Source organism: Pseudomonas poae RE*1-1-14, from assembly GCF_000336465.1.
In the GTDB taxonomy this organism is placed as follows: domain Bacteria; phylum Pseudomonadota; class Gammaproteobacteria; order Pseudomonadales; family Pseudomonadaceae; genus Aquipseudomonas; species Aquipseudomonas poae.
The window spans coordinates 3,746,010-3,758,446 of sequence record NC_020209.1; the positions used below are offsets into that span (position 1 = coordinate 3,746,010).

The window sequence follows — 12,437 nt, forward strand, 5'->3', positions numbered from 1 at the left end:
GGGGATTAATCCGTTGGATCGGCGTTACTCCAGCGCAGCTGCGGGACCGAAGAACTCGTAGCGGCTTTGCGCCGGCGGCACGCCCAACGCATCGAGGTAACGCTTGATCGCAGCCATGAAGCCTTTCGGTCCAAGGAAGTAAGCATCCAGGTCGCGCTCCTGCGGCAACCACGCCGCCAACTGCGCCTGGCTCAACAGCCCAATACTGTCCGCCGCCGCACTCCCCCCATCGTCCTCGGCATAACAGTAAAACCGCTTGAGCTGCGGATGCCTGGCCGCCAGTCCGTCGACCCACTCGCGGAACGCATGCACCCGGCCATTGCGCGCGCAGTGGATAAAATGCACCGGGCGTTCGGTGGCCAGGGCCGCCTCGAGCATCGCCAAGGTTGGCGTGATGCCCACCCCGCCACTGATCAGCACCAGCGGTTTGTCGCTGGTCACCAGAGTGAACTCGCCCGCCGGCGGGAACAGATCAATCGTCGCGCCAATCTGCAGTTGATCATGCAAATAGCCGGACACCCGCCCCCCGGCTTCGCGCTTGACGCTGATGCGGTACTCGCCGCCGTCGCTCAAGGCCGACAGGGAATAATTGCGGCGCACTTCTTCACCGTCGAGCACCAGCCGCAGGCTGATGTATTGGCCCGGCGCGGCGTTGAGGATCGGGCCGTTGTCCACCGGAGCAAAATAAAAGGAGGTGATCTCGGCGCTCTCCTCCACCCGCTTCGCCAGTTTGAAGGGCCGCGCACCACGCCAGCCGCCCGGCGCCTGGGCCTTTTCGTCGTAAAGGGCCTTTTCCGCGCCGATCAGAATATCCGCCAGTTGGCCATAGGCCGCGCCCCAGGCGTGCATGACCGCAGGCGTGGCGATTTCGCTGCCCAGCACTTCAGAGATCGCTCGCAACAGGCAGGCGCCGACAATCGGGTAGTGCTCCGGCTGAATCTGCAACGCCACGTGCTTGTTGATGATCTTCGCCACCAAGTCGCCCAACTGGTCGAGCCGGTCGATGTGCCGCGCGTACATCAACACGCCATTGGCCAGCGCGCGGGGCTGATCGCCGCTGGCCTGGTGAGCCTGGTTGAACAACGGACGCACTTGCGGGTACTCGGACAGCATCATGCGGTAGAAATGGGTGATCAGCGCCTCGCCGCCGCTTTCCAGCAAGGGCACGGTGGATTGGATAATGGCGCGGTCTTGGGCCGTCAGCATGGGAGACTCCTGGGTTTTTAAATTAGCTACCCTCATGCAGTCAGCATTCATGCCAACCCATAAAACCAATATTTTCAACAAGTTAAATACAAACTAGTCAATATGACTTCCTACACCTTATAGTCACAAGGACTACAAGGAGTCATTATGACTGCACATTCATTGCTCACCACCCTGCTGCCCCTGGTCGCCGATCTCTCCCGCGACCTGCCCGAAGGGGAGCGTTACCGCCGTCTGCTGCACGCCATGCGCGAACTGCTGCCGTGCGACGCTGCCGCGCTGTTGCGCCTGGATGGCGAGTGGCTGGTGCCGCTGGCGGTGGATGGCCTGAGCGCCGATACCCTGGGGCGACGCTTCAAGGTCAGCGAACACCCGCGCTTCGCCGTGCTGCTGAGCAGCCCCGGCCCTACGCGCTTCGACAGCGACAGCGCATTGCCCGACCCCTACGACGGTTTGGTCGCCGGTGTGCACGGGCAACTGGAAGTGCACGACTGCATGGGCTGCCCGCTGTTCGTCGACGACCGGCCCTGGGGCCTGCTGACCCTGGATGCCCTGGACACCGAGCGTTTCGAACGCGTTGAACTGGACGCCCTGCAAGCCTTCGCCAGCCTCGCGGCCGCGACCGTCAACGTCGCCGAACGCATTGAACGCCTGGCCTTGCGCGCCGAAATCTACCGTCAGGCCGGCGGCCAGCCGTACAAGGAAATAATCGGCCAGAGCAAAACCCACAAGCGCCTGGTGCAAGAGATCAATCTGGTGGGCGGCAGCGACCTGACGGTGCTGATCGCCGGTGAAACCGGGGTGGGCAAGGAGCTGGTGGCCCAGGCGATCCATGCAGCCTCAACGCGAGCCGACAAACCGCTGATCAGCCTCAACTGTGCCGCCCTGCCGGAGACGCTGGTGGAAAGCGAGCTGTTCGGCCACGTGCGTGGCGCCTTTACCGGTGCACTGAATGAACGCCGAGGCAAATTCGAATTGGCCAATGGCGGCACCCTGTTTCTCGATGAGGTCGGCGAGCTGTCGCTGAGCGTGCAGGCCAAGCTGCTGCGCGTGCTGCAAAGCGGCCAGTTGCAGCGCCTGGGTTCTGACCGTGAACATCAGGTGGATGTGCGCTTGATTGCCGCCACCAACCGCGACCTCGCCGAAGAAGTGCGCAGCGGCCGCTACCGCGCCGACTTCTACCACCGCCTCAGCGTGTACCCGCTGCATGTACCCGCGCTGCGTGACCGCGGCCGCGACGTGTTGCTGCTGGCCGGTTACTTCCTCGAACAGAACCGCTCACGCATGGGCCTGGGCAGCCTGCGCCTGGCCAGCGATGCCCAGGCCGCGCTGCTGGCCTATCAATGGCCGGGCAATGTGCGCGAACTGGAACACGCGATCGGGCGCAGCGCGCTCAAGGCGCTGGGCAACTGCCGCGAGCGACCGAAGATACTCAGCCTGAGCGCCAGGGACCTCGATCTGCCCGATGTCAGCGCGCCAGTCATTGAGGCGCAAGCCCCGCCGGCCCCCGTCACCGGTGACCTGCGCCAGGCTACCGAGCATTATCAGCGCCAACTGATCGACGCCTGCCTGGAACGCCACCAGCACAACTGGGCCGGCGCCGCCCGCGAACTGGGCCTGGACCGCGCCAACCTGGGCCGCCTGGCCAGACGCCTGGGCCTGAAGTAGCAGGCAACCCCACTCCTGTGGCTAACGGGCAGCCCCAATGCCGTTCAGTTAAGCGCAGATTCCCTGTGGCGAGCAGGCTTGCCCTGCGTTGGGCTGCGCAGCAGCCCCAAAACCACGCGCTGAGCCGTATCAGGTACACCGCGTTTTGCTGGATTGGGGGCGCTTCGCACCCCAACGCGGGGCAAGCCCGCTCGCCACAATAAGCCCACACATTTTCCTGAACTGAACGGCATTAGGGCTTGCCACAGGCTGCAGTTGAATCGACGAGTTGGCAGAGCCTCACTGGATTGGTTTTGCGTGGAAGGTCGGGCTCATAACTTTAGGCTTTCTGAACACCAGCACATTGCCCAGCATCACCAGCACCAGCCCGGCCAATGCCGGCGGCGTCCACTGATAGCCTTCGGCAAATGCCGACACGTTCAGCGCCACCACCGGGAACAGCACAGTGCAATACGCCGCGCGTTCCGGCCCCATGCGTCCCACCAGGGTGAGATACGCCGTGAACCCGATCACCGACCCTGGAATCACCAGGTACCACAAGGCGCCGATATAGCGCGCGCTCCACTCCATCTCGAAGGGAATGCCGCGCAGCACGCACCAGGTCGCCAGCATCAAGGCGCCGTAGGCCATGCCCCAGGCATTGGTGGTCAACGGTCTGAGGCCAGCCTTCTGTTGCAGGCTCGAAAGCATATTACCCGCCGAAAAACACAGCGTCCCCAGTAGCGCCAGGCCTAGCCCCAGCAACGTCTGCGGGCTGGCGGTGTGCCCGGCCAGTTCCGGCCAGAACAGAAAGCCCAGTCCCAGCAGACCCAGGCCACCGCCCATCAACACGTTGCGCGCCACACGCTGGCCGAAAAACACCCGTGCGTTCAGCGCGTTCCACAGGGTGGCAGTGGAAAACACCACCGCCACCAGGCCGCTGGGGACCCACTGCGTGGCGGTCAAAAAACACATGAAGTTGACGCAGAACAGGCACAGTCCCTGGGCCAGGCAGATCAGATGCCCGCGCCGATTCATCACCTGCAGTCTGCGACTGAGCAACAACAGCGCAAACAGCACCAGCGCGGCCAGGCCGAAGCGGTACACAATCGACACGGGGATCGCGACAACGCCCAACTGCCACTTGAGGGCGATCCAGGTGGTGCCCCAGATCAGCACGGTGAGGACATACAGGGAAAGGTTCATGGCGCGGCTCCGAAGGTTGAGCCACAGTGTCCGCCCCGAGGCCCGAATCGCTCTTGCACATTCTTGCGCTTTTGTCGGGCGAAGGGATCACAGCCCGGACCTCGCGCGGTAGGATGCCAGGCATCGGAGAACACGCCATGCCTGATCTGCAATCGCTGCACATCTTTCAGTCCCTCAACCGCTCGCCCAACGCACGCCTGCACGCTTGCGCCGAGCTGGGGGATGGCGTGTCGGCGGCGCTGTGGAGCAACCACCACGATGCCCAGGATTATCAGGGGCCCAGCCATCACACGCTGTCCTGCTATGTCGGTGGCGGCACCGGGACCTTTCGCCGTGACCAGCCGGGCATCAAGGGCGGTCCGGACAAGCTGTGCGTGCTGCCGGCCGAGCATCAGTCGGCCTGGGTGATCAACGGCGACATCCGCCTGGCCCATGTGTATTTCAGCCCGGAACAATTCGCCCTCGGCTGCGTCACCCTGCTGGACCGCGAACCGCGCGCCCTCGCATTGCAGGAAGCGACCTTTCTTGAAGACCCAGGCCAGGCGCAGCGGTTTCACCAACTGATCGCGCTCAATTGGCACGAGCCGGCCGAACGCCTGCTCACCAGCAGCCTGGCCCATGAGATGCTCAGCCACACCCTGCTCAATCAGGTCGGCGCCCGCGATGGTCTGCATTTGAAAGGCGGGCTGGCGCCCTACCAACGCCGGCGGTTGGTGGAGTACATCGAACAGCACCTGCACGAACCCATCAGCCTCGGGCTGTTGGCCGGCTTGTGCGCCTTGTCGGAATACCACTTCGCGCGGATGTTCCGCCAGAGCTTCGGCCTGCCGCCTCATCAATACCTGCTGGCGCGCCGCCTGGCCTGCGCGCGCGACCTGCTGCGCGGCGGCGTCCTGCCGTTGGGCGAAGTCGCCTTGATGTGCGGGTTTTCCAGCGCCAGCCATTTCAACCAGCGCTTTCGCCAGGCCATGGGCGCAACGCCCGGCGACTATCGCCAGGCCTTCGTCTAGACCATCAGCCCCAGGGCCTTGGCCTTGGCCACCGCCTGGGTACGCCGTTCCACGCCGAGCTTGCTGTGGATGCGCCTGGCATGGGTCTTGACCGTGTGCAGGGAAATGAACAGACGGTCGGCAATCTGCAGGTTGGAATTGCCCAGGGCGATCAAGTGCAGCACTTCCAGTTCACGCAGGCTCAAGGGATTGTCCGCTGCGTCGTGCCCCACCGCCTGCGGCTCCAGGCCCAGTTCGCTCAATACACCAGGCGAACGCAGGCGCAGCTCGCGGATCGCCTGCTGCACCTGGCAGCGCGCCGCGAGCGCCAGCCCGGCTTGCAGCGCACGACGCGCCATGGCGGAGTCGCCCAACTGCCACGCCACCTCGCCGAGCACCAACTGCACTTCGGTTTCCAGGCAGAGCATGCCGCGTTGCCGGGTGGCCTCCAGCAATGCGTTGAGCCGCGCGAGCGGTTGCTCGGCGCACCCCAACTTCACTTCCGCCAGCACCAGCAGGTACTCAAGACGCGGGACCAGTTCCAGCGTGGCCGGCGGTGCCTGCCTGGCGTGCGGCCCGCGAAAGTGACGCAGCACACGGCGCACCGCTTCCACGGTCAAGTCGGCGCGGCCCTGCTGCAACCAGAAATGCCCGCTGATCAACAGCAGCACCGCGCGGTAAACGCTTTGCGGGACGTGCCGTTGCTGCATCAGCCGCTCAGCCTCGCGCAGTTGGACAAACGCCTGGGCGTAGTCGCCCTGATTGGCCGCCAGCAATGCCAGGCCCAGAAAACCATAGAGCACACGCTTGTCCTGACTGTGCAGGCACATCGTCAAGCCCGTCTGAAAACAGTCGGCGGCCAGTGCATCCTGGCCCTGACGCAGGGCCAGGTGGCCACGGCGCAGCGCGATCCGTCCCACCAGCGGACCGGCATCGAGCTGCTGCTTGAGCAACATCGCCTGCACCTGTTCCAACAAGCTCTGCGCCCGATGCGGGGCGCCGCGCTGCTCGAGCAACTGGGCGTGATCCAGCTCCAGCAATGCTTCCAGCAGCAGCGAACCTTCAGCGCGCGCCAGGCACAGCGCTTCACGATTGAGGGTTTGGGCGACGTCCAGCTCGCCGCGCAGCAAGGCTTGCTGGGTGAGCCCGGACAGGCACATCAAGCGCGAGGTCCAGGCGCTGTCGGGCAAGGCCTGCAGCGCTTCAAGAAAATGCGCGCGGGAGCATTCGCCATCGCCGTTCAAATGCAACAACCAGCCCCACTGCGCCTGCCAACGCGCCAGCAGGTGGCGTTGCTGGGCGGCGCAAGGTTGCGGTGTAAAGCGCGCCAGTTGATCGATGCACTGCGCGGCCTGATCGAAGCGGCCGGCGAACAGCAGCGCCGCCGTCACCAGCCCCACCAGCTGCGCAGAGCACAGCAGCAGTTCATCACCGTGCTGTTCGTGCAGACGTAACAACAACACGGCGTTCTGCTGGCGAAACAGGTCTTCGAAACTGAAATGCTGCAACAGGCTTACCGCCACTTCGAACGCTTCGGCCAGCAATGCCTGTTCGAACGCGGCCTGCCAGTCGCCCTCGGCGGTAAACCACTGGCAGGCGCGCCGATGCCAGGAGCGCCGGGCCGGCCAGGGTTCGTCGCGCACCACGTGGGCCAGCGGCGCGAATATGCACAGCCAGTCGGCGCTGTGTTCCCACGGCTGGACAAAGGCACCGAGTGCCTGCAGTTCGCGCAGGTAGCCGGCGCCGTCGCCCGCGCCGAACAGGTGTTCACACAGGCTCGCATTGAACCTCGGCAAATGGGCCAGCACCTGCCAGGCCTCGACCCACTCGGCGGGCCAGGTGCTGAACAGCTCGTGCTGCAAATAGTCGCGCAGGGTCTTGTCGGGATGACCGTCGCCCAACAAGGCGATACGCACACCTGCGCACCATCCGGCGCTGAAGTGCACGACGCTGTCCAGGCTCTGGCCGGGGCCGAGCAATGCCTGGATTTCCCCGGTGCTGAAGGCCAGCTCGCTGGCGCTGCACTCCCACAGCTCATCGTCGAGCAACAGCCGCGGCCAGTTGCACGCCGGGCGCCGCCGCGTGCCCAGCCACCAGCTCAGCGCCGGGCTGCTTTGGGTGAGCAGGCGGTCGAGCAAGGCATCCAGTTCGGTGTCGGGGAAACGGCAGAAGTCATCGAGAAACAGCCAGGCCGGCGTTGACCAGCCACTGAGATCGAGCAACAGCGCGGCTTCATCGGTGAAGGGCAGGCCCAGACTCTGTGCCACACGCCGGCACAGGTTTTCAGGGCTCAGGGCCACCCCATTGAGTGCCAGCCAGTACACCTGGCACCCCGCAGGCGCCTGCAAGGCGCACTCGGCGAACAACGCACTCTTGCCGCTGCCGCCCGGTGCCCATAGCAACCTCACCCGTGCCTGCGCTGCGAGCAAGGGCTGGGCCAGTCGCGGGCGCAACAGGTGGTGAGCGGACAGCCGTGGCATGAATCCGGGACGGTCCAGGCAGCGAGTCATGGCGGTCATTGCTGCATCCTGCGTTTTTATTGTGATGGAGCCTGACGCGTACCCTAGTCCTGGGCTTGGTGGTTGTTGAAGAAGTATTCAGCGGGGTGATTGACGGCCATGCATAAAAGCCGGGGTGCACGCTTATCCAATGTGGGAGCTGACCCACCGCTATCGCAGGCAAGCCAGCTCCCACAGGTTGGTTGGGTTTCACATCATCTTCAGCGCACGCCTTCGGAGCGCAATGCTGCCGGGGTGTAGTCGGCGGCCTTGGCGGCGAAGCCGAACACGAAGCTGCGTTTCTCCTCGTTCTTCATGCCCAAGGCGATGTAACGCCCGGCGATGAGGTCATAGAGGGTTTCGACGGTGTAGGCCGGCACCTGGTGGTCGTAATAGAACTGCGCATGGCCTTCGGCGACGCGCCACAGTTGGCCGCGACCGTCGTAGTGATCCACCAGTGCCACCTGCCAGCTGTCTTCGTCGATGTACATGTGGCGCTTGGCGTAGACATGCCGTTCGCTGGGCTTGACCGTGCCGACCACTTCCCACACGCGGTGCAGCTCGTAGCGGGTCAGGTCCTGGTTGATGTGGCCGGCCTTGATGATGTCGTCGTACTTGAGGCTCGGCGAATCGAGCTTGTAGCTGTTGTAGGGGATGTACATCTCTTTCTTGCCCACCAGCTTCCAGTCGTAGCGGTCGGGCGCGCCGGAGAACATGTCGAAGTTGTCGGTGGTGCGCAGGCCGTCGGAGGCGGTGCCCGGCCCGTCATACGACACTTGCGGCGCACGCCGTACGCGGCGCTGGCCGGCGTTGTAGATCCAGGCCAGGCGCGGCTCTTTCACCTGATCGAGGGTTTCGTGCACCAGCAGCACGTTGCCCGCCAAACGCGCCGGGGCCGTCACCGACTGCTTGAAGAAGCTCAACACGTTGGCCGCCTTGGCCGGGTCCATGTCGGGGATGGCCTGGGGCACCGCCACTTCTTCCTCGAAACGAATCGGCGTGTAGCTGCCGTTGGTCTGCGGCGTGGCCTGGGTGATGATGCGCCGCAGGTTGCCGCCGTGGTAACGGGTAATGTGGTTCCACAACACCTCCACGCCCGTCTTGGGAATCGGGAACGCGTAGTAGCGATTGCCGGTGAAATTCTCCAGGCCGTTGCCATCGTTGATCGTCTTGACGTTCAACGCGCTGCGCTTGATCGACTCGTAGATGTCCGGCGGCAGGTTCACTGTGCGGTGGCTGGGGTACACCGGAATCTTGTAGGTCTCCGGGTAGCGCTTGAACATGGCCACCTGGCCGTCGGAGAGTTTGTCCTTGTACTTGTCAACGGTGGCGGCGGTGATCACGAACAGCGGTTTCTCGCTGGCAAACGGATCGGCCAGGAAGCCTTTGCTGTCCACCGCACCGGCGTTTTTCGGGATGCCGCCGGTCCAGGCCGGGATCGAGCCGTCAGCATTACCGGCTTTTTCGGCGCCGACCGGCGTGAGGGTGGTGCCCAACTGGGCAGCCTCTTGCGGCGAAACCGCCGCCGTCACGTGAGCGGCCAACAGACTCAGGGCCAACACTGCAATTGTCTTACGCATAGGTTCTTGTCCTTCTTTAAGCCAAATCAGAAGTTCACGCCAAAGCTGAGGGCGAGGAAATCGCGGTCGGTCAGGGTGTTGTAGTCGCCGCCAAAAAAGTCGGTGTAGCTGAGGCTGGCGGTGTAGGTGCTGCGGTAGTCGGCATCCACGCCGACACTGATGGCCTTGGCGCCTTTGTTGAAGATCCCGTTGGGGCCATAGCCGGCGACGTCATGAGACCAGGACAGGTTGGGCTTGAGGTTCACCCCGGCAATCGCGTTGTTGTAGTCCAGGATCGCCCGCGCACGGTAGCCCCAGGAGGTGGAGGTGACGAAGCCATCGGTGTCGCCCTGGAACCCATAGGCGCCGTACACCGAATCGCGGCCGTAACGCAGTTTGGCTTTGTCTTCCAGGCCGGCAACGTGCACCACCGCCGCCTCGCCCACCAGAGTCAGGCGCTCGGCGCCCAGCACCTGGTCGAAGAACTGGGTCATGGTGCTCTGGATCTGGGTGATTTCCTTGCGCCGGTAACCCACGTTGTCGGCGCCGAACGAGCTGCGGATGGGCGAGGCGGTGTTACCGGCAATCGGGTTGATCAGCGCCAGGGTCAGGTCGGTGGTGTTCAGTTGCACCGGGGCATTGGGGCGGTAGCTGATTTCGCCGGTCCACGCCGTGCCGGTGGGCAAGGTGGTGGAGAAACTGGCGCCAAACAGGCGGATGTCCTCCGGGTAGTCGAGATAATACTGGCCTCGGCCGAGCATCAGACTTTGCACCAGGCCCGCACCGGAGCCGGGCGCCACGCGGTTGGCGGCGCCTGCAATGGCACCGAGGGTCGCAAGGCTGGTGTTGTTGGTGATAGTGCCCACGGTGGGCGTGCGGCTGTGGTAGTTCATGAAGTACAGGCCGTACTCGGTGTCGTCGCCGAGCCAGCGCAGGGCCGCGCCGAACTGTCCGGAGTCGCGCGCGTCGCGGTCGCCGGCACGCCGTACGATCACCCCTTCATTGGTCGCGCCAAAACCCTGGCCAAACGCGGCCGCCACCGGTTGCAGGGGCCGGATCGCCGGGCTGCCCACCGTGTAGTTATTGGTGCAACCGTCCGCCGCCACATCGCCGCCGAAAAAGGTGCCGCAGTTGTCCAGCACCGTCTGGTCCCATTCCAACTGGTAGAACCCTTCGACGGTGAGCTGGCTGGTGAGGCTCTGAGAGGCGAACAGCATGTTCACCGGGATCAGGCCTTCCTTGATCTCGGCGCCCGGGCGGCGGAACGCAGAGACGTCAACCGGGTTGATGCTATTGATGGAGTTGCCGATAAATGTGCTTTCACCCCAGCTGACCACTTGCTTGCCGGCGCGCACGGTGCCTGGCAGGTCGCCCAGGGAATAGTTGTGATACACGAAGGCATCGAGGATCTGCGCGCCGCTGGATTTGGCGCCCTCTTTGCGGTTGTGATCGCTGATGGGCTTGAATTCGCGGTCTTCGTCCTTGAGCTCGAAGTCGTACCAGTACTTGCCGCGCACGAACACACCGGTGTCGCCGTATTTCAACTCAAGGTCATGCAGGCCTTTGAAGATTTTCGAGAAGGTCTCGCCTTTTTTAAAGTTGAGCCGTCCGTCATCGCCCGTGGAAGCCTGGCCGCTGCCACCGTTGACGGTGCCCACCAGCTTGCGGTCGGCATCGCGCATGCCCCAGCTGGCGCCCACCGACAGCGAGGAATCGAATTGCCCTTCGATCTCGCCAATGTTGAACGAAACAGCCTGCGCCTGGGCACAGCAACCCAAGGCAACCGCAGCGGCCAGCGCCTGTGGCGTGAAGATGGCGCGCATTGTTGTTTTTGTCATGCGTCTTCCCCGGTGAGTGACAGAAGGCTTCACCCTACTGCCGCCCACGGGGAGCGATAAGCGCACCAAGGAGGTATTCGTGTTGTCGCTCGAAAGGATTACGGACCACGCGGGCCGGGGTTCAGGCGCGGGCATGCAGCAGGTGGATGGGAGGCCATCAGAGGAATGGATGGATCGTTACGAAATTTGCAACAGTCCTTGTCCCGATGAGGTATTACTCATTCTGTAACAAACGACTATTCTTGCCGGGCTTTAAGAGCACTGCGCTCGCTCCCACCCCAGGGTGCAAAGCCGGATTCAACCTGATTGATGTTTTTATTCAATCGGTTATCGGTGTTCATTGACGTTTATCTACCGCTCCTTGGTACAACGTCTTATTTCAGCCGCTGCGTTTGCAGCGGCTTTTTTTTGCTTGGGGATTAGAGGAAATCGCGCAACGATCAGAGGCTGTATTTCTGCAAGTTGGCCATCATCTCCTTCAGCGCCTCAATGTTGTCCTGCGGGTGGGCAGCCCCGTCGAAGTCGCAGATCTGCGCCCAATGCGCCGCGACATCCTCAGGGGAGAACCCGGCCTGCGGGTCAAAACCCACGCCCAGGCTGCGCTCCCAGCGGGTCTTGCCGATCCAGCCGCCGCCGACTTCAAACAGGCCCGAAGTGTCCTGGCAGGCCTCACTGCCCAGGTACACCACCAGCGGGCTGACCAACTCCGGCTTGAGACGCTCGAACACCTGCGGCGGGATCAGGCCTTCGGTCATGCGCGTCGCCCCGGTGGGGGCGATGGCGTTGACCAGGATGTTGTGCTTGCGCCCTTCCAGTGCCAGGGTGCGGGTCAGGCCGTACAGGCCGAGCTTGGCCATGCCGTAGTTGGACTGACCGAAGTTGCCGTAGATGCCCGAAGTGGACGCGGTGAAGATCACCCGACCGTAGGCTTGCTCACGCAAATGCGGCCAGGCGGCTCGGGTGACTTTGTAGGCGCCTTCGACATGCACCCGGTAAACCAGGTCCCAATCGCTGTCCTCCATCTTGTGGAAGGTTTTGTCGCGCAGGATGCCGGCGTTATTGACCACCACGTCGATGCGGCCGAAGGCGTCCATGGCGTTCTGCACAATTCTGTCGCCGTCGGTGACCGAATCATGGTTGGCCTGGGCAATGCCGCCGGCCTCACGGATTTCGGCGACAACCCGGTCGGCCGCCGAGGCATTGGCGCCTTCGCCCTGGGCAGAGCCGCCGAGATCGTTGACCAGCACTTTGGCCCCGTGCCTGGCAAACAGCAGCGCATGGGCGCGGCCCAACCCGCCGCCGGCACCGGTAACGATCACAACCTTATCCTGGAACTGCACTGACTCACTCATACCGAACTCCACAGGCCACAATGACAATGGACCGAGTGTCCGGCACCGGGCAGACCGTCACAATGAACACGGCCAGGGCTGAATGGTGTGCGATAAGGCAGCGGGATGATTGCGTGGCGAGCGGGCTTGTTGTGGCGAGCAG

At 63.6% G+C, this 12,437-nt stretch carries 8 protein-coding genes; 2 read left to right on the forward strand and 6 right to left on the reverse strand.

From position 1 onward, the window contains the following. Nucleotides 1-24: 24 nt before the first annotated feature. The gene (gene hmpA, locus H045_RS16345; RefSeq protein ID WP_015372931.1) at nucleotides 25-1,206 is read right to left on the reverse strand and encodes an NO-inducible flavohemoprotein; all 1,182 of its coding nucleotides are present in this window, start codon (nucleotides 1,204-1,206) and stop codon (nucleotides 25-27) included. 147 nt (nucleotides 1,207-1,353) lie between these two features. On the opposite strand from hmpA, the gene norR reads away from it, so the two are divergent. Then, the gene (norR, locus tag H045_RS16350) at nucleotides 1,354-2,874 is read left to right on the forward strand and encodes a nitric oxide reductase transcriptional regulator NorR (protein ID WP_015372932.1); all 1,521 of its coding nucleotides are present in this window, start codon (nucleotides 1,354-1,356) and stop codon (nucleotides 2,872-2,874) included. A gap of 279 nt (nucleotides 2,875-3,153) precedes the next feature. Here the strand turns inward: norR and H045_RS16355 are convergent, their stop codons facing one another. Next, complete coding sequence (locus H045_RS16355; protein ID WP_003230811.1) at nucleotides 3,154-4,059, reverse strand: DMT family transporter; 906 nt, start codon at nucleotides 4,057-4,059, stop codon at nucleotides 3,154-3,156. A gap of 137 nt (nucleotides 4,060-4,196) precedes the next feature. Here H045_RS16355 and H045_RS16360 point away from each other — a divergent pair, with 137 nt between their 5' ends. Then, nucleotides 4,197-5,069: an AraC family transcriptional regulator gene (locus tag H045_RS16360; protein WP_015372933.1), complete on the forward strand. Its 873-nt coding sequence runs from the start codon at nucleotides 4,197-4,199 to the stop codon at nucleotides 5,067-5,069. Here H045_RS16360 and H045_RS16365 read toward each other — a convergent pair. From H045_RS16365 to H045_RS16380, 4 genes are all read right to left on the reverse strand, one after another. Continuing rightward, complete coding sequence (locus tag H045_RS16365; RefSeq protein ID WP_015372934.1) at nucleotides 5,066-7,567, reverse strand: LuxR C-terminal-related transcriptional regulator; 2,502 nt, start codon at nucleotides 7,565-7,567, stop codon at nucleotides 5,066-5,068. The two genes, H045_RS16360 and H045_RS16365, sit on opposite strands and share 4 nt — an antisense overlap. Nucleotides 7,568-7,767: 200 nt before the next feature. Further along, nucleotides 7,768-9,126: a DUF1329 domain-containing protein gene (locus H045_RS16370; RefSeq protein ID WP_003230817.1), complete on the reverse strand. Its 1,359-nt coding sequence runs from the start codon at nucleotides 9,124-9,126 to the stop codon at nucleotides 7,768-7,770. A gap of 26 nt (nucleotides 9,127-9,152) precedes the next feature. Beyond that, nucleotides 9,153-10,943, reverse strand: a complete 1,791-nt coding sequence (locus H045_RS16375) for a DUF1302 domain-containing protein (protein WP_041931525.1) — start codon at nucleotides 10,941-10,943, stop codon at nucleotides 9,153-9,155. A gap of 440 nt (nucleotides 10,944-11,383) precedes the next feature. After that, entirely contained in the window at nucleotides 11,384-12,295 is a 912-nt protein-coding gene (locus H045_RS16380; protein WP_015372936.1) for an SDR family oxidoreductase, read from the reverse strand. Between the last annotated feature and the right edge of the window lie 142 nt (nucleotides 12,296-12,437).